24 protein-coding genes are annotated in these 20,671 nt (G+C 42.0%); 7 read left to right on the top strand and 17 right to left on the bottom strand.

Annotated features, from left to right (window positions below; genetic code table 11):
* Positions 1 to 76 precede the first annotated feature (76 nt).
* Positions 77 to 286, top strand: coding sequence for a TOBE domain-containing protein (locus tag NMK36_RS13115; RefSeq protein WP_072721254.1), 210 nt, complete (start codon positions 77 to 79; stop codon positions 284 to 286).
* A 59-nt stretch (positions 287 to 345) separates the two neighbouring features.
* Here NMK36_RS13115 and NMK36_RS13110 read toward each other — a convergent pair whose 3' ends face one another.
* From NMK36_RS13110 to nifB, 17 genes are all read right to left on the bottom strand, one after another.
* The gene (locus NMK36_RS13110; protein WP_254173927.1) at positions 346 to 687 is read right to left on the bottom strand and encodes a hypothetical protein; all 342 of its coding nucleotides are present in this window, start codon (positions 685 to 687) and stop codon (positions 346 to 348) included.
* Positions 688 to 781: 94 nt separating this feature from the next.
* Positions 782 to 1,084: a 2Fe-2S iron-sulfur cluster-binding protein gene (locus NMK36_RS13105; RefSeq protein ID WP_072721257.1), complete on the bottom strand. Its 303-nt coding sequence runs from the start codon at positions 1,082 to 1,084 to the stop codon at positions 782 to 784.
* 39 nt (positions 1,085 to 1,123) lie between these two features.
* Positions 1,124 to 1,495 (bottom strand): HesB/IscA family protein, encoded by a 372-nt coding sequence (locus NMK36_RS13100; RefSeq protein ID WP_072721258.1) that lies wholly within the window; start codon positions 1,493 to 1,495, stop codon positions 1,124 to 1,126.
* 33 nt (positions 1,496 to 1,528) lie between these two features.
* Positions 1,529 to 2,275, bottom strand: a complete 747-nt coding sequence (locus tag NMK36_RS13095; protein WP_072721260.1) for a HesA/MoeB/ThiF family protein — start codon at positions 2,273 to 2,275, stop codon at positions 1,529 to 1,531.
* Positions 2,276 to 2,286: 11 nt separating this feature from the next.
* Positions 2,287 to 2,604: a nitrogenase-stabilizing/protective protein NifW gene (nifW, locus tag NMK36_RS13090; RefSeq protein WP_072721262.1), complete on the bottom strand. Its 318-nt coding sequence runs from the start codon at positions 2,602 to 2,604 to the stop codon at positions 2,287 to 2,289.
* A 25-nt stretch (positions 2,605 to 2,629) separates the two neighbouring features.
* The gene (locus NMK36_RS13085; protein WP_254173926.1) at positions 2,630 to 2,842 is read right to left on the bottom strand and encodes a CCE_0567 family metalloprotein; all 213 of its coding nucleotides are present in this window, start codon (positions 2,840 to 2,842) and stop codon (positions 2,630 to 2,632) included.
* A gap of 151 nt (positions 2,843 to 2,993) precedes the next feature.
* Positions 2,994 to 3,452, bottom strand: coding sequence for a NifX-associated nitrogen fixation protein (locus NMK36_RS13080; protein ID WP_072721265.1), 459 nt, complete (start codon positions 3,450 to 3,452; stop codon positions 2,994 to 2,996).
* A 157-nt stretch (positions 3,453 to 3,609) separates the two neighbouring features.
* Positions 3,610 to 4,011: a nitrogen fixation protein NifX gene (nifX, locus tag NMK36_RS13075; RefSeq protein WP_190522542.1), complete on the bottom strand. Its 402-nt coding sequence runs from the start codon at positions 4,009 to 4,011 to the stop codon at positions 3,610 to 3,612.
* Between the two features lie 164 nt (positions 4,012 to 4,175).
* The gene (gene nifN / locus NMK36_RS13070; protein WP_254173925.1) at positions 4,176 to 5,501 is read right to left on the bottom strand and encodes a nitrogenase iron-molybdenum cofactor biosynthesis protein NifN; all 1,326 of its coding nucleotides are present in this window, start codon (positions 5,499 to 5,501) and stop codon (positions 4,176 to 4,178) included.
* Positions 5,502 to 5,617: 116 nt separating this feature from the next.
* Positions 5,618 to 6,988 carry a nitrogenase iron-molybdenum cofactor biosynthesis protein NifE gene (gene nifE / locus NMK36_RS13065; RefSeq protein WP_254173924.1) on the bottom strand — a complete coding sequence of 457 codons (1,371 nt, stop codon included), beginning with the start codon at positions 6,986 to 6,988 and terminating at the stop codon, positions 5,618 to 5,620.
* A gap of 72 nt (positions 6,989 to 7,060) precedes the next feature.
* The gene (locus NMK36_RS13060; protein WP_254173923.1) at positions 7,061 to 7,336 is read right to left on the bottom strand and encodes a Mo-dependent nitrogenase C-terminal domain-containing protein; all 276 of its coding nucleotides are present in this window, start codon (positions 7,334 to 7,336) and stop codon (positions 7,061 to 7,063) included.
* Positions 7,337 to 7,422: 86 nt separating this feature from the next.
* On the bottom strand, positions 7,423 to 8,958 hold the full coding sequence (nifK, locus tag NMK36_RS13055; RefSeq protein ID WP_072721273.1) for a nitrogenase molybdenum-iron protein subunit beta: 1,536 nt from the start codon (positions 8,956 to 8,958) through the stop codon (positions 7,423 to 7,425).
* Between the two features lie 96 nt (positions 8,959 to 9,054).
* Positions 9,055 to 10,590, bottom strand: a complete 1,536-nt coding sequence (gene nifD, locus NMK36_RS13050) for a nitrogenase molybdenum-iron protein alpha chain (protein ID WP_072721275.1) — start codon at positions 10,588 to 10,590, stop codon at positions 9,055 to 9,057.
* Between the two features lie 124 nt (positions 10,591 to 10,714).
* Positions 10,715 to 11,593 (bottom strand): nitrogenase iron protein, encoded by an 879-nt coding sequence (nifH, locus tag NMK36_RS13045; RefSeq protein ID WP_186440468.1) that lies wholly within the window; start codon positions 11,591 to 11,593, stop codon positions 10,715 to 10,717.
* Between the two features lie 173 nt (positions 11,594 to 11,766).
* Positions 11,767 to 12,648 (bottom strand): Fe-S cluster assembly protein NifU, encoded by an 882-nt coding sequence (gene nifU, locus NMK36_RS13040; protein WP_072721278.1) that lies wholly within the window; start codon positions 12,646 to 12,648, stop codon positions 11,767 to 11,769.
* Positions 12,649 to 12,717: 69 nt separating this feature from the next.
* The gene (gene nifS / locus NMK36_RS13035; RefSeq protein ID WP_254173922.1) at positions 12,718 to 13,923 is read right to left on the bottom strand and encodes a cysteine desulfurase NifS; all 1,206 of its coding nucleotides are present in this window, start codon (positions 13,921 to 13,923) and stop codon (positions 12,718 to 12,720) included.
* Between the two features lie 41 nt (positions 13,924 to 13,964).
* A complete protein-coding gene (gene nifB / locus NMK36_RS13030; protein WP_072721282.1) occupies positions 13,965 to 15,440 on the bottom strand; it encodes a nitrogenase cofactor biosynthesis protein NifB in 1,476 nt (491 codons plus the stop codon).
* A gap of 981 nt (positions 15,441 to 16,421) precedes the next feature.
* On the opposite strand from nifB, the gene cysE reads away from it, so the two are divergent.
* The 6 genes from cysE (at position 16,422) to fdxB (ending at position 20,143) form a co-directional block, all read left to right on the top strand.
* Entirely contained in the window at positions 16,422 to 17,093 is a 672-nt protein-coding gene (cysE, locus tag NMK36_RS13025) for a serine O-acetyltransferase (RefSeq protein ID WP_222425287.1), read from the top strand.
* A 333-nt stretch (positions 17,094 to 17,426) separates the two neighbouring features.
* Positions 17,427 to 18,548: a homocitrate synthase gene (gene nifV, locus NMK36_RS13020; protein ID WP_254173921.1), complete on the top strand. Its 1,122-nt coding sequence runs from the start codon at positions 17,427 to 17,429 to the stop codon at positions 18,546 to 18,548.
* Positions 18,548 to 18,814 carry a nitrogen fixation protein NifZ gene (locus NMK36_RS13015; RefSeq protein ID WP_072721287.1) on the top strand — a complete coding sequence of 89 codons (267 nt, stop codon included), beginning with the start codon at positions 18,548 to 18,550 and terminating at the stop codon, positions 18,812 to 18,814. The genes nifV and NMK36_RS13015 overlap by 1 nt, the downstream gene beginning before the upstream one ends.
* The gene (gene nifT, locus NMK36_RS13010) at positions 18,811 to 19,014 is read left to right on the top strand and encodes a putative nitrogen fixation protein NifT (RefSeq protein WP_072721289.1); all 204 of its coding nucleotides are present in this window, start codon (positions 18,811 to 18,813) and stop codon (positions 19,012 to 19,014) included. Before NMK36_RS13015 ends, nifT begins: the two co-directional genes overlap by 4 nt.
* Before the next feature lie 172 nt (positions 19,015 to 19,186).
* Positions 19,187 to 19,615, top strand: a complete 429-nt coding sequence (locus tag NMK36_RS13005) for an ArsC/Spx/MgsR family protein (protein ID WP_254173920.1) — start codon at positions 19,187 to 19,189, stop codon at positions 19,613 to 19,615.
* A gap of 231 nt (positions 19,616 to 19,846) precedes the next feature.
* Positions 19,847 to 20,143, top strand: coding sequence for a ferredoxin III, nif-specific (gene fdxB / locus NMK36_RS13000; protein WP_254173919.1), 297 nt, complete (start codon positions 19,847 to 19,849; stop codon positions 20,141 to 20,143).
* Positions 20,144 to 20,671 lie beyond the last annotated feature (528 nt).

The raw sequence follows: 20,671 nt of genomic DNA, 5'->3' as shown, positions 1-20,671 counted from the left end.
AACATAAGGATATTAACTTTACTGTTGAACACTTACTTCAGATTAATACAATATTTAGACTCAAGAGGTTATACCCATGAAAATTAGTGCTCGTAATTCTCTCAAAGGAACTGTCAAACAATTGACAGTCGGGGCAGTGAATACGGAAGTTGTAATTGAGATTTCACCGGGAGTCGAAATCGTCTCTATTATTACAAAATCCTCGGCTGAAAGTTTAGGGCTTACAGATGGAACAGAAGTTTATGCCCTCATCAAATCAACTGACGTGATCGTGGGTATTGAATAAAGGTTAAGACTTTAAATAGTCCTCAAAGCTCCCTGAAAACGGGGGCTTTTCAACGGACTTTAGAAAGGGGAGATAACTGAATGGAGTTCTAACCATAACCGAGGATAATCTTGTTTAATTTTAGAAAGCGGATCTCGGAGTAGGTTATTAGATTTAATAAAAACAACATCCATCAATCCCATATTTTCAGCAATTTCTTTGAACAAATGGGATTGCGATCGCAATTCAGAAATTAAAGTTTTAGGGCAATAAACTGCAACGTAGTAGAATCGTTTTTCTAGCCGTTGCACTGAAAAATCGAGAACTTTAACATAACAGTTATCCAAAAGTTGTCCGGTGTTAGGATATTCACGCTTCACAACTTGAATAAATTCTTGGGTAATTAGCTCTTGACTAATCATGGGAAGTTAGAGATTGAGAGTAATTTGAGATTGTAGGGGTTGAGTTTTTTAACCCAGATCCCCTAGAGGGTTGGGCAACCCAACCCCTACAAACTTAGACTAAATACGCTTCCTGATGGGTACGAATGGTACAATTTGAACGAGGATATGCAACACAAAGGAGAACAAATCCTTTTTCTATTTGTTCATCATCCAGAAAATTTTGTTCAGATTGATCAATTTCCCCTTCAATGACTTTTCCCACACAACTCGAACAGGAACCCGCAGAACAAGAGAAAGGTAATTCTATTCCGTTCTCCTCAGCAGCTTTAAGAATATAAGTATCCTCATCGACATCAATCACAGTATCCAATCCATACTTTTTGCTTTGTAAGCGAACTTGATAAGTTGTTCCCATGTTTTTACACCTTATAATGTATGTAGAAGTACCAAAAAATTAACTGCAAGGAACCGCAGCAGGGGTACAATCCCCAGCTTTGAAAGATTTGCCACAGCCACAACTACCAGAAGCATTCGGATTAGAAAACTTAAATCCAGACTCCATTAAACCATCAATGAAATCAATCTCTAATCCTTCTAATAAAGGGGAACTCTTCAGGTCAATATAAAATAGTACAGAATCCTCTTCAATTACCAAATCATCAGAGTGAGGTTGACTGGTAATATCCATTTTATATTCATAACCGCTACATCCCCCATCAGCAACAGAAAGCCTTACACCTCTACGAGTAGCAGTTTCATCTGAAGAGCCTTTTGCTCTTAGAAAAGCCCGAAGCCTGAATGCCGCTTTCTCCGTTAAATTAATCATGGTCAAATCTCCTAAATTGAATCAATAGATCAACTATTTTTGTGTGCCACAAACCGGACAATGGCGATCATGATAGGTATGAAGTTTAGAGAAATTCAAAGTCCCTAAATCCATCATTAACAGGTGAGAAAATAAGGGTTGTCCAAGCCCTGTAATCACCTTAATTGCTTCTAATGCAGTTAAACAAGCTAAGGTTCCAGAAACCGCACCTAACACCCCAAAACCCCGTTTATCCCATTCCGGTTTTTCAGGAAATAAACAAGATAAGCAAGGCGTTTTACCGGGAATAATTGTTGTTAAATACGCTTCCATTCCGTTCATGGCTGCTTCCACCATAGGTTTTTGCCAACGGACACAAGCTGCATTTAATAAATCCCGTTCTACAAAGTTATGGGCACAGTCTAAGGTGATATCAGCTTGTAACACTAACGAATCAACATTAGATGCCGTTACATATTCAGGAATAGCCTCAATTTCCACATCCGGGTTAATTGCAGCCAGGCTTTCTTTCGCTTTCTCAATTCGAGGTTTCCCCACCCAATCTTCTGTCATCAGAACTTGGCGGTTCATGTCATCTCGGCGTAAATTACCACCTCGAACTAATATTAACCGTCCAATTCCTGCAACTGCTAAATAAAGGGCTGCTGTTCCTCCTAACCCTCCCACACCTGTCACTAAAACAGTGCTGGTACGAAGTTTATTTTGGGCTTCTTCCCCAAAACCGGGAAGCATGATTTGGCGTTGATAACGTTCTAACTCAGTGGGTGTTAGGCTGAACATTTCAATCCTCCTTAATCTGACTCAATTTCTGAGAGTAAAACTACATTTTTGGGCTTTTCGTTGAAAACCTTGAAGAGTTTTTCCTCCACTGCGGTTGAAGTTAAAAATACGTTGTAGGCTTGTTGCAGTGCTTCACGATACTGATTGAGTTTTTCTTCAGGTTCGATATCGGGAAAAGCTGCATCAATTTTAGCCACTAATTGAGAGAATTTCTTCAAGATATGAAGACGGTTAACATTGACAATTTGCTCGTCAAAGGGGAGTTGGAAGAATTGGAAATATTCTTCTGCATCCATTAACTTTTTAAAGTCAGATAAGGCTTGGGTCATGATTAGGGTGGGGGTGAAAGATTTTCTATTGAGATTCCCGTGCTTTTAGCTGCTTTTTGAGAGCGTCTAACTCTCGATAAAGTTGATAGGTTCTGCCCGCAACTTCCATAATATTCTCGAAATCCGTTGGCAATCCTTCAGCTAAATCATGAAGTTCCATTTTTAATTGTCCACCTTGACTATTAAGACGCTTAATTTTTGTCTTTAATTCGTCAAGGGTTAAATCAGCTTGAACCATGTCAGTTACCAGTTATCAGTTAACAGTTATCAGTTACCAGTTATCAGTTACCAGTTATCAAATGTCATGAAATAGTTTGTTGTATTGGGTTTTTCTTCAAAAACTTATCAACCTTCACTGATGACTGATAACTGATAACTGAACACTGATTTCAAGCGTTAGTGACTTCTCGATATTTAGTCGCTAATTCAACAGCAGATTTCGTCAGTTTTTCGCCTTCTGCTGCTAATTTTTCCATAGATTCATAGCCAAAACGTTGAGCATCTCTGAGGGTTTTAGAAACGACTAAAAGATGACCGGAAAAAATTAATGCCCAACCGAATCCTTCATGGCTTAAGTTAATCACAACTTGGCATAATAATCCAGTTTCTTGTTCTACTAAAGTTGCGATCGCCCGATAAAACGCAGTAATTCTTAATTGGGTGATGGGTTCTACATCCCCTTCTACAGAAATTTTACGTTTTTGTTCTTTCGTTAAAATTAAGGGTTTCAGAATTAATTCATCTGACCAACTCCGATAAACGCCCATACTATCTTGAGCCCGAATTTGGCGAACTAATTCTTTCAAAAATGGAGTGTTTGTGATGGATATGATGGTTTCTGTTGTCATTGTTATTTTCTCCTGTGTTGTGTTGGATATTGCAAGTCAAGTCGAGGTTGTTCTATTTTAGGGTAGGGGTTGGGTTTGCCTAACCCTCTAGGGATCTGGGTTGGATAACCCAACCCCTACAGTTATTTTTCATCCCTCAAAAAAGCTTAATGTCTAATTATTCCTCCTCGAAATCCTCAAACGTTTTTTCCTTTTGCTGGAGTGCTTTTCGCAACCAAGGGGGAGGATTACCCTTTAAAGTTTGGACTAATTTATTGAGGATATCGGTAATTAAATCTTCTTCACTTCTAGCTTTTACGGGTGTAACTTTTTTGCGAATTAATCGCGCTGCGGCACTGCCTCCGATCGCGGAAACATAAACAATTGTACAATCCGATAAAGCTTCTAATTTAGGAACTAATTTATCCTCATTACCATCCTCTTTGAGGTCGCCATCAAAGGTTAAAGTATTAACAAATTCATATCCTTCTGTGGAAACCTCATAAACTGCCAGTTGTTTTGCCCAACCAAAATGAGCATTAATATGAACAGAATCATTGGTAGCAAAGGCAATTTTCATGATTTTCTCCTGTGTATAGCACGATAAGGGTTAACCTAAAACTTCTGTTTTTACCTTAGACTTGATCCCCCTAAATCCCCCTTATTAAGGGGGACTTTGATTGTTCTGTTTCTCTTCTTTCTTAAAGAAGTTTAGCTGTACAGTTCCCCCCTTATTAAGGGGGGTTAGGGGGGATCAAACCCCAACGAATGATGGCTGTTTTCTTCCTGTTCCAGAAGCAGATTCCCTAAATTGAATAAAAATTCTTTGGTTCCCCGATAACCTACGGTTGAAAAGTAACCATTTCCTAAGCGATCAAAGATGGGAATTCCTAGCCGATAAAGGGGAATGTGTAGTTTTTCACTCACGCCTTTAGCATTAGAATTAGAGATTAATAAATCAGAAGCGATCGCTAAATTTTCTAGGTCTTCTAAGTCACCAATTATAACAGATTCAACGGGAATTTTGTCAAGTAAAGGGGATTGAGTTGTGGTAATTGCAGCTTGAATTTCTGCCCCCATTTCCTGTAAAAACAGACTCGTTGAATACAGTAAATCTGGTTCAAGAGCTAAACAAACTCGCTTCCGACCAAAATAGAAGTGAGTGTCTAACATGGCATCCTGTAATTGGCGACGTTGACGACAATATTTTTCAGGAACCGGAGATGAACTCAACTGAGATAATTTCATTAAAAATTCATCAACCGCTTTTAATCCAGTAAGCCGAGGAAATACCTGATATTCAGTACCAAAACGTTGATGTAAAATCTCCGCCGCCCCCCGCATACTTTCTCCCAAAGCCAGGGTAAAATTCGAGGAACCAATACGCTTTAAATTCGTTAAAGTTGTCCCCCCCGTTGTCGTTGCGGTATAGCCTCCATCTGATAAGTGACCGTCTAAAGATGTGGAGAGGTCAGGAACAGCGATCGCATCAAATCCAAAAGCAGTAACAATTTCTTTAATTTCCTCAACATCTCCCGGCGTAAAAGCAGAACTTACTAATAGCGTTACTTGATTTTTTTGAGTTTCTCCAGCTACCGGAATTTCCCGAATAATACTTTCTACTGTAGCTGCATAACCATCTTGTAATGCTCCCTTAAAATCAGGTGTTGAAACAAAAATAATCGGAAAATCTTTTAATTCAGGATGTTCTTGTTTCACGGTTCTGAGGATACCCTCCATATCATCTCCCCGTGTTTCTGTTAACCCAGTTGTACAGAGTCCGATAATTTCTGGTTTTGCCTTTTCTAAGAGCGTTAAAATGGCAATTTCAACATTTTCTTCTCCGCCTAAAATTGTACTTACTTCCGTCATTGCCGTTGTACTTAACGGAATCGCTTCTCGGAAATGTCGCACCAGCAAAACTTTAGCAAAGGCGGTACAACCTTGGGAACCATGCAACAAAGGCATTGTTCCTTTTAAACCTAAAAATGCCAACGCTGCACCCAAAGGTTGAGATTGTTTAAGCGGATTAACCGCAACCGGTTTTTTAGGGGAGATTACAGTAGCCATAATACAGTTATCAGTTATCAGTTATCAGTTATCAGTTATCAGTTATCAGTTACCAGTTATCAGTTATCAGTTACCAGTTAACAGTTGTCAGTTATCAGTCATCAGCTATTCGTAATTCATAATTCCCAAGGGGCGGGTTGGCGAATTTGTTCCCAAATGGGGCTATATAAAGCTTCGTCTAATTCCCTTGCCATTTCCACCATTCCGACATAACCGGAATAGGGATGATGGCGTTCTTGGTTAATATCTAAAAAGGGAATTTTGGCTTTTAAAGCAGTGTATTGATTCCGACCTCCTGCAATTAACATATCTGCTTTTGTTTTGTCAATTACTTTCAGTAATTCAGCCGCATTTCCTTTTTCCAACATGATGCCATCTTTGCCCAGTAAACCTTTAATTTTTGCCTTATCTTCTTCCGTACTTTTCTTTGTGCTGGTGGCGACAACTTCCATTCCTAAATCTTTAGCGGCGGAAATAATCGACCAACTTTTAACCCCTCCTGTGTACAGAACTACTCGTTTTCCTTTTAAACGAGCTCGATAAGGCGCCAGTTGTTCATCTAACTTGGCTGTTTCCTCAGCAATTAATTGTTCGGTGCGGTTTTGTAAGTCTGCGTCCCCAATTTTTTGAGCAATGTTTCGCAAACAGCGATTCATGTCATCAATTCCATAAAAGGATTCTTCCAAATAGGGAATCCCATATTTTTCTTCCATTTTTCTCGCCATATTAATCAACGCCTTAGAACAAATCATGACGTTGAGTTTGGCTCGATGGGCGGTACAGATTTCTTGGTAACGACTATCCCCTGTAATTTTAGCCAGAACCCTAATTCCTAACTTTTCAAATAAGGGAAGAACGCCCCACATTTCCCCAGCAATATTGTATTCCCCGATTAAATTAATATCATAGGGTGTCGTATAATCGGGTTCGGCTGTACCAACAACATACTCTAATAAAGTTTCTCCCCCAATCCGATTTCCTAAGTTTTTACTCCCCACAAAACCCGGAGAATGAACCGGAATCACAGGAATTCCAACTTTTGTACTCGCCGCCTCACAAACCGCATCTAAGTCATCACCAATTAAGGCCGTTACACAAGTGGAATAAACAAAAACGGCTGCGGGTTGATAACGGTTTTTAACTTCCAAAATGGCTTTATAAAGCTTTTTCTCACCCCCAAAAATGACATCATTCTCACTTAAATCAGTGGTAAAGCCAATTTTGTACAGATTGGAACCGGAGGACAAACTGCCGCGACTGCCCCAGGCGTTCCCAGCACAGGCAATGGGGCCATGTACTAAATGAGCCACATCGGTAATCGGAACCAGGGCAATACTAGCACCATCGAAGGCACAACCCCCTTGGGCGGCACCGGGTTGGGCTTGTTGCTTACACGCTTTATTCTTCTTGTCGCCATCTTTTTTGTGATTGTGTTCGCAAGCCTTTTCCGCCAGCAATTCAGCAATTTTCGCGCTTGTGAGTTTCATAGGACAGGGGTGTGTTGTCGGTTGTCTGTGATTGCAAAAGGCAGAGGTTTCATTGATTCCCTGCCTCAATCTTTAACTGGCTTGTTCGCCACAAACATCAGCGAGGTAGGTGAGGGCGCGGAACCGCAGGGCAACGAATTCATCGTATAAAGGGTTGAGCTTACACAGGGGAGGGATGTGTAGCGTCCATCCGAGTAATAACGTGATGTTTCGTTCAAAGGGACATTGACCGGGGATAAGTTGACAGATCAGGTGGGCGAAGTTGCGATCGTGAATTTCTAATCCATCTATCCATTGACGCAACGGCCAGAGGATATCCAGCTTCTTATGAAGGGAGAAAGTAATCATAGCAGGAAGTCCAGAGTGAGAAGCTGTTGACTGTTAAGTGTTAGTAGAGACGCGCCATGGCGCGTCTCTACAGTGAGCAGTGACCATTAACGAATCAAGTCGTAAGAGATATCAGTTTTGGAAGGGATAATTGTGTTGCGATCGAGTTCGTCAAGGAGGGTATTGACAATCCAATTTAAGAGGTTGATCGTACCTTGGTATCCAAAAGTAGCATACCGATGCAAGTGATGACGATCAAAGATCGGATAGCCAATGCGGACGAAGGGGGTTTTAGTATCACGCCACAGATATTTTCCGTAGGAGTTGCCAATCAGCAAATCAACGGGTTCGGTGAAGAGGAGTGAACGCATATGCCATAAATCTTTACCCCCCCAGATCGTCGCTTCTTGACCATAGGGACTGGAATCTAACAACGCTTTTAACTCAGCTTCAAATTCTGGGTTGCTGTTGCTAACCACAATATGCACTGGTTCAGCCCCTAACTCCAGCAAGAAGCTAACTAAACCATAAACTAAATCAGGATCACCATACAGGGCAATGCGTTTACCATGAATCCAAGATTGAGAATCTGTAATCGCGTCTACTGCCCGTCCCCGTTCAAGTTCCAATTCTTGGGGGATAGGATTACCCGTCAGTTCAGATAAAGCCATCAAGAATTCATCGGTTCCCCGAATTCCAACAGGACGGGAAACGGAGGTTTTTTGTCCCCATTCTTTAGCAATATAATCCCGTGTTTTTGAGGTGGAATAAGCTTGTAATGCGATCGTTGCTTCTGCATTAATAGCATCGGCTGCATCGTCTAATTTGGTTCCCCCTTGATACATCCGATATTCCCCATCATTGGGCGAGTCGAGATAATCAGAATTATCCGCCAACAGGGTATAATTTGCCCCCATTAAAGACGCCATCCGTTTAACTTCCCGCAGGTTGCCAATATAGGTTTCAAAACCAGGGATTAAGTTAACTTTGCCATTGGTGGTTTCTTTCTTCTGACCTGCGGTTAAGTTAGACAGAATCCCCTTCATCATATTGTCGTAACCCGTGATATGGGAACCGACAAAGCTAGGAGTATGGGCATAAGGAACCGGGAAGTCTTTAGGCACAGAACCCGCTTCCTTGGAGTTGGAAATAAACGCCCCCAAGTCATCCCCAATTACCTCTGCCATACAAGTCGTACAGAGGGCAATCATTTTAGGTTTATATAGGGCGTAGGCATTCGCCAACCCATCAATCATGTTGTTGAGTCCACCAAACACGGCAGCATCTTCGGTCATGGAAGAGGAAACCGCCGAGAAGGGTTCTTTAAAGTGGCGAGTGAAGTGGGTGCGGAAGTAAGCCACACACCCTTGAGAACCGTGAACGAAGGGAAGGGTAGACTCGAAACCTACGGCGGCTAAAATCGCGCCTAACGGTTGGCAAGCTTTCGCGGGGTTGACGGTTAAGGCTTCACGGGCAAAGTTTTTATCCCGATATTCCCAGGTTTTTGTCCACTCAGCAATCCGGGCGACTTCATCCGGGTCGTGTCCACCTTCAAATTCTTTCTTATTGGTGAAAAGTTCCTGATATTCTTGTTCTTGGAACAGCGTTGCGTGATCTTTAATATTCTCTACATTCTGAGCCATTGTCTTTCTCCACTAATTGTTGAGGTGGTGGAACAGGCGAGATGCCTGTTCTTTTTATTAACTTATCTAGTGACAGGCAAGATGCCTGTTCCACTTTTATTTCTTCCAAGGGGCTTTGACTAAATCCCAGGTGGGGCTATTGAGGGCTAAGTCCATGTCACGGGCGAAGATCGCGAAACCGTCATAACCGTGATAGGGGCCGGAATAATCCCAGGAGTGCATTTGGCGGAAAGGCAGTGCCATTTTCTGGAAGACATATTTTTCTTTAATTCCAGAGGCTACGAGGTCAGGTTTTAAGGCTTTAACAAATTCCTCAAATTCATAACCTGTTACGTCGTCATAAATGAGTGTGCCACCTTCGACATAGTGGGTGGTGCGTTTGTAGTCGTCATTATGACCAAACTCATAACCCGTAGAGATAATTTCCATCCCCAGATCTTTGAAGGCAGGAACAACGTGGCGAGGACGTAAGCCTCCGACCATGAGAGCCACTTTCTTCCCTTGCAGACGGGGGCCGAATTTCTCAATAATGGCATCCGCTTGGGCTTGATAACGAGCAATAACTTCTTCTGCTTTCGCTTGGATGGTTTCGTCAAATTTAGCGGCAATGGCTCGTAAGGAGGCAGCAATTTCCGTAGGGCCAAAGAAGTTATATTCTAACCAGGGGATTCCGTAAGCTTCCTCCATGTGACGGCTGATATAGTTCATTGACCGATAGCAGTGAATCAGATTCAGCTTCACTTGAGGGGTGAGCATCATTTCTTGCAGTGTGCCATCTCCAGACCACTGAGCCACAACCCGCAAGCCAATTTCTTCTAATAAAATCCGGCTCGACCAAGCATCACCCCCGATGTTATAGTCCCCAATAATTGCCACATCATAAGGGCCAGGTTCAAAGCTGATGGTTCCTTCTTTTTTGGCTTTATCGGCTTTCGGGAATACCCAGTCGCGGATGGTGTCATTGGCGATATGGTGTCCGAGGGATTGAGATACACCCCGGAATCCTTCGCAGCGCACAGGAACAACAGTTTTGCCTGTTTGTTTCGATTTTGTACGGGCGACGGCTTCAATATCATCCCCAATTAACCCGATGGGGCATTCAGATTGAATACTAATCCCTCGATTTAAGGGGAAGAGTTCTTCGAGTTCATCAATCAGCTTGGAAAGTTTTTTGTCACCCCCGAAGACGATATCCCGTTCTTGGAAATCTGAGGTAAATTGCATCGTGCCAAAGGTGTCGATACCCGTTGTCCCGATGTAGTAGTTGCGACGACCTGACCAAGAGTAATAACCGCAACCAACGGGGCCATGACTAATATGGATCATGTCTTTGATCGGCCCCCAGACCACCCCTTTCGATCCGGCGTAGGCGCAGCCTCTAGTGGTCATCACACCTGGAAGAGATTTGATATTGGACTTCACACCACAATCCGATTTACCTTCTTCATAGACATTGAGGTGTTTTTCCCGTTTTTTACGGCTTTTTTCGGGATAGGAATCTAGGACTTCTTGAATCAGTGCTTTTGTATCAATTGGTACAGACGTGCCATGGCGCGTCTCTACATCAACCGTTGCCTCAGTTGTGGCTTCAGTGGTGGTTTCTGGATAGGTAATGGTTTCTGGAGGTGTCATAGGATTTCAGTATTAGAGAGTAGAGAATAAATTGCTGTTAGGAGGTAGGAAACAGGAGGAGATAGGAGGGAGATATCAACGGCTAATCCAAAGTTTCCTGTTTCCTGTTTCCTGTTGCTTGCTGTTAGACGGCTGCAACTTCTTTGGCAGTTTTGCCAACGAGATGCTCGTATTCTTTGTCGTCGCCCAGAATACCAAACTCGACCAGTAATTCTTCTAACTCATCCATCGATAAGGGGGTAGGAATGGTGAGTTTGGTATTTTCGTCAATTTTCTTCGCTAAAGCCCGGTATTCATCGGCTTGAGGGTGATCAGAGCTATATTCGATCACTGTCATCCGACGCAGTTCAGCGTGTTGCACCACATTATCACGAGGAACAAAGTGGATCATTTGTGTGCCGAGTTTATCAGCCAGGGCTTCAATCAGTTCGATTTCTTTATCAACTTTACGGCTGTTGCAGATTAAACCACCGAGGCGGACACCACCGGAGTGAGCGTATTTGAGAATCCCGCGAGAAATGTTATTGGCAGCATACATTGCCATCATTTCACCGGAGGTAACAATGTAAATTTCTTGGGCTTTGCCTTCCCGAATGGGCATGGCGAAACCACCGCATACAACGTCCCCTAATACGTCATAGCTGACATAATCTAAATCTTCATAGGCGCCATTTTCTTCAAGGAAGTTAATGGCGGTAATAATTCCCCGTCCAGCGCAACCGACACCAGGTTCTGGGCCACCCGATTCCACGCAACGGACACCACCCCATCCAGTTAACAACACTTCATCCAGTTCCAGGTCTTCAACGGCGCCGCGTTCGGCTGCTAGATGCAGAATTGTGGTTTGGGCTTTGCTGTGCAGCATTAAGCGGGTCGAGTCTGCTTTGGGGTCACAACCCACGATCATGATCCGCTTTTTCATTTCTGCTAACGCTGCGATCGTGTTTTGGGAGGTGGTGGATTTACCGATACCGCCTTTACCGTAGAATGCGATTTGTCTGATTTTGTCGCTCATGATAGTCTCTCTGTAGGATTAGTTAAAAGGTTTGTTTGGATCGAGTGGTTTGTAGGTGGGTTCTTGTCAACTGCAAACCAAGCTAGGGATTCTGTTTTGGATATAAGGAACGTCACCCGGCGGCGATCGCCCTTTCGATGGATAACTCATGGCTTTTAGACTTAATAAGGGTTAACGGCTTCAACGATTAAGGTGGGTAGTACCCGTTCTCGCAATTTGCCTTCAATGGCAACTTTTAAGGTGACTAAGCTGCTGGAACAGGAACCACAAGCTCCTTGCAGAATGACTTTTACTTTGTCTCCCTCAACGTCGTATAGGGCGACATCACCGCCATCCAAAGCGAGGAAAGGTTTAATTTCGGTATCTATCACCTGTTGAATTAAGGTGATTTTTTGTAAATTCGTCAGGAGGGGTTGAGGGCTGATTTCTGGGGTAACTGGAACTTCAAAATCAGGGTTTTGCCAAACCGCAGCAATTAAATCATCAATGTCGGCCAGACAAGACGTACATCCGCCCCCCGCTTTAATGTAATTTGTCACCTGTTCGGCATCGGTGAGTTTGTTTTCATGAATCACCTTTTTAATTCGGGTTTCGCTGATTCCGAAACAGCGGCACACCATAGCACTTTCATCTTCTTCATGGTTAGCCAGAGGGATGCCTTTGTAGGAGAAAATCGCCGCTTCTAAGGCTTCTTGTCCCATGACCGAACAGTGCATTTTTTCTTCGGGTAAACCTCCGAGATATTCAGCAATTTCACGGTTTGTGAGGTTTAACGCTTGATCAACGGTCATGCCAATGATGATTTCGGTTAAGGCGGAAGAAGAAGCGATCGCACTAGCACAACCAAAGGTTTGAAACCGAGCGTCTAAAATTTTATCGGTCTGTTCATCAATTTTGAGATGGAGTCTGAGGGCATCTCCACAAGCAATGCTTCCAACTTCTCCAGTGACAATTTTTAATCCAGGTTCGTTGCAATCTTCTATGGTTCCCTGATGTTGGGGATTATAGAAGAGATCCATGACTTTTTCTGTATAGTCCCACATAAGAATTCAGTTATCAGTTATCAGTTGACAGTTGACAGTTGACGGTTGCCTATTGCCTATTGCCTGTCTTTAACTTTGGGCAGTAGCAATTGCTTTTTCTTGTTCTTTTAACCAGGCTTCTTCGTCACTCTTGAAGGGAGATAATGCCCTTAACCGTTCTACAATTTCTGGCATTACCTTTAATACGGTGTCAATTTCTTCATCTGTTGTATATCGAGAAAGAGAGAAGCGAATCGAACCATGTAAGACAGAATAGGGTAGACCTAATGCTCTTAAAACATGGGAGGGTTCTAAGGAACCAGAGGTGCAAGCAGAACCCGAAGAAGCGCAGATTCCGTATTGATTGAGGGAGAGTAAAATTGCTTCACCTTCAATATATTTAAACCCGATATTGCTGGTATTAGGTAAGCGTTGAATCGGATGACCATTGACTTCACAATTGGGAATTTTTGCGAGTAAACCTTGTTCTAAGCGATCGCGCAATTGCTGTTCTTTTTTCACATCTGCCAAATGAACTAATGCTAATTCGCTGGCTTTACCGAGGGCAATAATTCCGGGTACATTTTCCGTACCCCCCCGTCGTCCCCGTTCTTGGTGTCCCCCTAACAATAACGGCCGGAAACGTACCCCTTTTCGTACATACAAAACCCCAATTCCTTTCGGTGCGTGTAGTTTGTGACCCGATAAGGTGAGTAAATCGATGGTGCTATTTTTTAGATCTAGGGGAATTTTACCAACGGCTTGCACCGCATCCACATGAAAGATTGCGCCTTTAGCTTTAACAATTTGCCCAATTTGTTCAATGGGAAAAACAACGCCTGTTTCGTTATTCGCATACATAATCGAAACAACTGCCGTACCACCCGTTAAACTAGCTTCTAATTCATCTAAGTCTAATTGTCCTTGACGATTAACTGAAAGATAGGTAACTTGATAACCTTGACTTTCTAATTGTCTGCACTGACTTAAAATTGCAGCGTGTTCAACTTCAGTCGTAATAATATGTTTTTTGTTGGGATTTGTGGCTAAGGCGGTGCGAATTGCCGTATTATTTCCTTCTGTACCACAACTATTAAAGATAATTTCTGTGGGTTCTGCTCCTAATAAAGCAGCAACTTGTTCTCTGGCTTGTTTAATGGCTTTACCCACTTGTCCGCCGAAGGTGTGCATTGAAGACGGGTTGCCATAATATTGTGTCAGGAAGGGTAGCATTGCCTCAGCAACTAAGGGATCTACCTGGGTGGTGGCATTGTTATCAAGATAAATAACAGACATGAGACGACTCCAATAAAGGGCGGCTGATGGAAGTTAAGAAATTACGGATTGGCTAAGATAGAATCGCTACAAACTTGCAGAGAAAACCATTTGTGGTAATATTCTGTGACTGCTTTTTCAATCACATCGTAGACTTCTATCGCTTCAATTCCGGCTTGTTTCAATTGTTCTTGAGGACAGTGACCAATCTTAGAAACCAGAACCGCCGTGCAACCTTCTAACATTTTTAAAATATTGTCGAGAGAATCTTCCTCGCCATAGCCTCCATGACAATATTGTTCAACTTTACGGTGTCCGACAAATTTAGCTTCGTTGGCATCCACTTCATAAATCATGAATTCTCTGGCATGACCGAAGTGTTGATTCACTAAACCACCGCCTTTGGTGGCAATAGCAACTAAAATTTTAGGAGAATTGGCAACTTTCTTGTGGGCTTTTGCAGTTTTGACTGTTCTTTGTTCGGCTTGAACTTGATCAATGGCTGCATGGACTTCTTGCCGTGTTTCTAAATTATATTCGGGTGTCATGTCTAGGAATTTGTCTTTGGTAAATTCCTGGCTGCGGTCTTCCCCTAAAAGTCCAACGGCATCAGCGCGACACTGGCGACAATGGCGCATCATCTTCATGTTGCCGGAACATTGATCTTGAACTGCCTTCAGTTCTTTAGGGGTTGGCCCTCGTTGACCATTTAAACCAAAGTAAGTGCCATGTTCGGGTGCGGAAATCAGGGGCATAATATTATGGAGAAAGGCTCCTTTTTCCCGAATCACTCGGTTAACTTCGGGGAGATGTTGATCATTAATCCCCGGAATCATAACAGAATTAACTTTACAGAGAATATCTGCTGCTTTTAAGGCTTCTAAGCTTTCCATCTGCCGTTCGTGCAGAATTTTGGCGGCTTCAATGCCTGTATAGCGTTTGCGATTATAACGAATCCAAGGATAAATTTTAACCCCAATTTCTGGGTCAACCATATTAATGGTTAGAGTTACATGATCAATATTCAGTTGTTTAATTTGATCAATATAGTCAGGTAACATTAAGCCATTGGTTGACAGACATAGCTTAATATCCGGGGCTTTTTCGGCAATGAGTTCAAAAGTGCGGAAGGTGTGCTTCGGGTTTGCCAAGGGATCGCCAGGGCCAGCAATGCCTAAAACTGTCATTTGGGGAATTTTTCCCGCAATTACCAGCACCTTATGGGCGGCTTCTTCGGGGGTCAGCAGTTCACTAACAACACCAGGGCGGCTTTCGTTCGCACAGTCATATTTGCGGTTGCAGTAGTTACATTGAATATTGCAAGCTGGAGCAACAGCAACGTGCATTCTAGCGTAATGATGGTGTGCTTCTTCGCTATAGCAGGGATGCTTGGCGATGCGCTGTTGGATTTTTTCGTCTACGGTCGTTTCAGAAGAAGATGAACTGCAACCACAGGAGCCGGACTTTTGGGATGTGGGAAGGGCATCGGGTTGCGCTTTCGCTTCTAGTTTCGAGAGAAGTTCTGTAGTAGGTGACATCGAAATCCGTAAGTCTAATAACGAACTGATTAATCGACGTAAGAACACTTATCGGTCAAGAAGCTAAGGTTGCCTTCTGAGTCGTGGACTTAAGTGCCTGACGTTATTGGATTTATAGCAGCCACCGTTTTAGGGGTTTGAGTTGTTCCCCCAGTTCAGATTTATTGAAATAATTGGAATTCTACTCAAGGCTTCAAAGCCCCTCTATATCAGGATCGAAAAAATATTTTGGGTATGGGGTACGAGTATTTTTTAGGGGGGGGATGAGTATTTTTGGCATTAGGGACTGGAATTCTCCCTACTCACACCCAAACCCAATCTAGGAGTAGCTTTGAGGACATTTACACCCCCCTTTTTTTGAGTCGGAAGTTTGTACTCAAAAACTACTCAATTAAGCTGAAATAGTTGGATAACTATCCCAACATTTCTGAAGACTATTAATTTTGTATCTAAGTTATCACTTTGATTTTTCAAATGGTAGTTATCGTAACAAAAATTTTATATTTGCTTAATCTCTTATCGCTCTGATTATGTCAGCTTATCAATGTAAAACTACTCAAGCTAAAATAGCTGAACCCTAACTATAGAAAGGCTTTCAATGAGTACAAAAAAATACTCAAGCCCCCCTAAAAAAATACTCACCCCTAACCCGAAAAATACTAGCACCCCTATCCCCAAAAGATTTTTTTTAGCCTGATTTCACTGGGTTTAAAACACTTGAGTACAAACTTAATAAATTATAGTAATTTCAACCTGGGGATTAGGGCTGATTATGGCAAAGAGCATCTGCTATAAGCAGGAAAACAAATGGTATTGCTTCCGCTCTCTCCTCCACCAATGCTGCAACTTCTAACTCGTTTACCTCCTGAGAAAGTGTTCCCACTCCTTCCTTTGCAGACCCAGGGAGCCCGGAAATCAGCCGTTAACAGTAATCCGAAATCAGAAACAAACTTGATAGCAAAAGAACCTGGTTCTGAAAATCTGTTAACAACCCTATGGGCTGATTTCCAAATTATTTTTGAACGTGACCCCGCCGCCGAGAGCAGATTAGAAGTGCTATTTTGTTATCCGGGTTTTCACGCTCTGTGTTTATATCGCCTAGCCCACAGTTTGCATCAATACCAAGTTCCTTTTCTTCCCCGGTTCATTTCCCATATTGCTCGATTTTTAACTGGAATTGAAATTCACCCCGGTGCGGTCATTGGTAAAGGAGCTTTTATTGATCATGGTTTGGGGGTTGTCATTGGTGAAACCGCAATCATTGGAGAGAATGTCCTGATTTACCAAGGTGTAACTTTGGGGGGGACGGGGAAAGAAACGGGTAAACGCCACCCCACTTTAGGCAATCAGGTTGTGGTCGGTGCAGGGGCAAAAATTTTAGGCAATCTTCACATTGGGGATCAGGTTCGCATTGGTGCGGGCTCAATTGTGTTACAAAACGTTCCGGCGGACTGTACTGTTGTGGGTGTCCCTGGACGAATTGTTTCTAAACCCGGTAAAGGCTGCCCTTTGGAACATGGGATCTTACCCGACCCAGAAGCTGCTGCCATTCGTTCCCTTATAGTGCGGATTGAGAAATTAGAACAGCAAGTTCAGCAGTTTGCTCCCACAGGCAAGATGCCTGTTCCACTTTCAAAATTTCCCATTCCCTAGGGGCTTGTGTCTCACCTCGCCCTAAAGAAAACCGTCAACGATTAAGGAGCTATTGATTATGATTAGTGTTGCTTGTTCAGCCGCTTATCTACTGTTTTGGGCGTTCATCTATGAACGGATGGTTGCAAAAATCATGAATGATCTTGAGCTTCCCATTAAAAAGCCGAAATCTTCTCCAAAGCCGACGCACATTTAATCGAGATTGTACCCGAATCGAAGTTAGTATCGGGTGAGGATTTTTCGAGCAAAAAGCTTCATCCTTTCCGACCGAGTAAATCCAAAATCTAAAGTCTAAAATCTAAAATCTAAATGACCATGAGGAGCAGAATTAATATGAATCAAGTTATTATTAATGACACCACACTCCGAGATGGTGAACAAGCGGCGGGTGTTGCCTTTACCCTAGAAGAAAAAATCCTGATCGCTTTGCTGTTGGATATGATGGGAGTCCAAGAATTAGAAGTAGGAATTCCTGCTATGGGGCAGGAAGAACAAAAAGCGATTGCTCGGATTTTAAGCTTAGGTTTAAATGCTCAAATTCTAGGCTGGAACCGTGCAGTTATAAGTGATATTGAAGCATCAATTGCTTGTGGTTTGAAGCGGGTTCATATTTCAATTCCGGTTTCAAACATTCAAATTGATGCTAAATTTCAAGGGCAATGGCGACGAGTTTTAGCTCAACTTCGAGATACTGTTAGCTTTGCGGTTGATCAAGGGTTATATGTATCTATTGGGGGAGAAGATTCTTCACGGGCGGATGAAAATTTTCTCCTAGATGTTGCCCTTTATTCAGAAGAATTAGGCGCTTCACGGTTTCGATTCTGTGATACTGTTGGAATCTTAGATCCCTTTGGCACTCACAGAAAGGTTAGTGAACTGGTTTCACTATTAGAAATTCCTGTGGAAATGCACACCCATAATGATTTAGGGATGGCAACCGCTAATGCGATCGCCGGAGTAATTGCGGGTGCAACTTCTGTGAATACAACTGTAAATGGATTAGGTGAAAGATCGGGTAATGCGGCATTAGAAGAAGTCGTTATGGCACTTAAACAAGTGTATAATCTTGACTTAGGAATCGATACTCACCATTTCCAAGAACTCTCACAATTTGTTGAAAAAGCATCGGGCGGTGTTGTTCCTCCTTGGAAAGCGATCGTTGGTAAAAATGCCTTTGCTCATGAAGCTGGAATTCATGCTCATGGGGTTCTCAAAAATCCCTTTACCTATGAACCGTTTGCACCTCAAGAAGTTGGCGGAGAACGACGGTTAGCGATCGGTAAACATTCAGGACGACATCTACTGTTTGATGTTCTAGAAAATCATGGGATTTATCTTAATTCCGATGAAACCCAAGGGATTTTAGAACAGGTTAGAAATTTTTCTGTACAAGTGAAACGGGATTTAACTGTACAGGAATTAGTGAATTTAGCAACAGAACGGAGGAGTGCTTAATGCAGTTAGATGAACTGGAGTTAAATTGTCCCCCTGTCTTTGAAATTAACCAAAAAGTCCGAACTCGCAAATTAATTCGGAATGATGGCACTTTTCCCGGTCAGGATATCGGCGCAACCCTTGCCAAAAAAGGTGAAATTGGTTATGTCGTTGGGATTGGAACTTATTTACAAACCTCTTATATTTATGCTGTGCATTTTTTAGAAAGAGGGTTTATTGTTGGTTGCAAAAAAAAAGAATTAGAAGAGGTTGAAGAAGTTTCATGAAAGTCATGTTGCGTCGTCATACAAATGGGCATTTAATGGTTTATGTTGCTAAGAAAGACTTAGAAGAAGAAGTTGTCAGTGAACGTGTTGAATCATCGGGGAAAATTTTAACGTTAGCCAATGGTTGGGAGTTGGAAATTTCTAATTCACAAGAACCGTTAAAACTCCCTCAAACTGTTGAAGCCAAGCGCCTAAATTAAACAGGTGCAAACGGAATTTTAATTCCTTAAAAACAGGGATTAAATTGTTTTAATTTTTGATTGTAGGGGTTGGGTAATCCAACCCAGATTCCTAGAAGGTTGAGTAACCCAATCCCTACAGGTTGTTATACAAAGTTGAAAATAAATTGAAGAGGAGGCAATATCAATCACAATGGTTCATATCATTTTCTATGAAAAACCGGGTTGTATTAATAATACGAAACAGAAAACCTTGTTAGTAGAAGCTGGTCATCAAGTTGAGGCGCGTAATCTTTTAACAACACCTTGGACTGCGGAAAGTTTGCGCCCGTTTTTCGGGAGTTTACCTGTCAGTGAGTGGTTTAATTTGAGCGCGCCTGGGATTAAGTCGGGAGAGGTGATTATCGATGAATTGGATGAAATCACAGCCCTAGAATTAATGTTAGCTGACCCATTGTTAATTCGTCGCCCTTTGATGCAGGTAGGTGATATATTTTCTGTTGGGTTTAATCCTGAAAAGATTGATGCTTGGCTGGGTTTGACCCCCATTGCTAAAACGATAACAAACTTAGAAACCTGTCCCCGTAGTCATACTGAAAAAACTTGTCAATCTTCTCAGTAATTGAAGCGATCGCAATTCTAAATTTTTCAGGTAGAGACGTTGCATACAACGTCTCTACACAATATGGATGTGTAGCAAACATTTAAAGATTTCATGTTGGATTTCTCTATAAATTATTATCAAAAATCTCTTTACTTTTTTAAAGAAGTGGATTAAAATAATTCAATAGTTTGATCTGATCAGTATTTAAACAATTCAACCCTTTATCTATTGTGAATCTGAGGAATCATTATGGCAACATTAACAGGATTAACACGCGGGGGTAAAACCTGGACACCTCAATTTATTACTGCCATCAATTATGCAAAATGCTTAGGTTGTGGCAGATGCTTAAAGGTTTGTGGTCAAGATGTTCTAGGACTACAAGCACTGAATGAGGAAGGAGAATTTGTGGAGGACGAGGAAGACGAAGAATTTGAACGTAAAGTGATGACGATTGTTAATCTTGATAACTGTATTGGCTGTGAAGCTTGTTCACGGGCTTGTCCTAAACAATGCCACACTCATAGTGCTTACGAGCAAAACTAAGGAGGGAGACGAATCAAATTGCTAAAAATCTATGTATGATTTGTGGCAAAAAAAATTGTAGGGGTTTCCCAACCCCTACGATAAAATAAGCAGTTCAACACAAGAATTGTGATAAGCAGTCAAACAAAATAAATTGCTTACTGATAAGGGGGAGATTCTTCATTCCACTATCGCTCCATTCACCAATGACAGTGCCAATAATTTTGTATCAGTGCTTAATAACTTGTTATTGCACTTTAGCCCTAAAAATAAGTGCTGAATTCGCAAAAACGCACTTTTTTATGAGAATTTGAGCTTGATCTTTTTCTATATACAAATAATAAATGATTAACTGAAAAATCGTGCTGGGGGCTGTTTTAAATCTTCGTCAGCAGCCGCCTATAGAAAAGCGTAAAAATGCTTACCATGAACACAAATTATCAAATAATATTGTTACTTTACTAAAAATCATAAATAGCGTTTTTTTTGCTTAACTTTTCCAGCAAGAAAAAAAAATTCCGAGTTTGATCTCATATCCTAAAACCCAAA

This window comes from Planktothrix pseudagardhii (assembly GCF_904830925.1).
Taxonomy (GTDB): Bacteria; Cyanobacteriota; Cyanobacteriia; order Cyanobacteriales; family Microcoleaceae; genus Planktothrix; species Planktothrix tepida.
The sequence above is the reverse complement of the archived record's forward strand: the minus strand, read 5'-3'. Positions and strand labels throughout refer to the sequence as shown.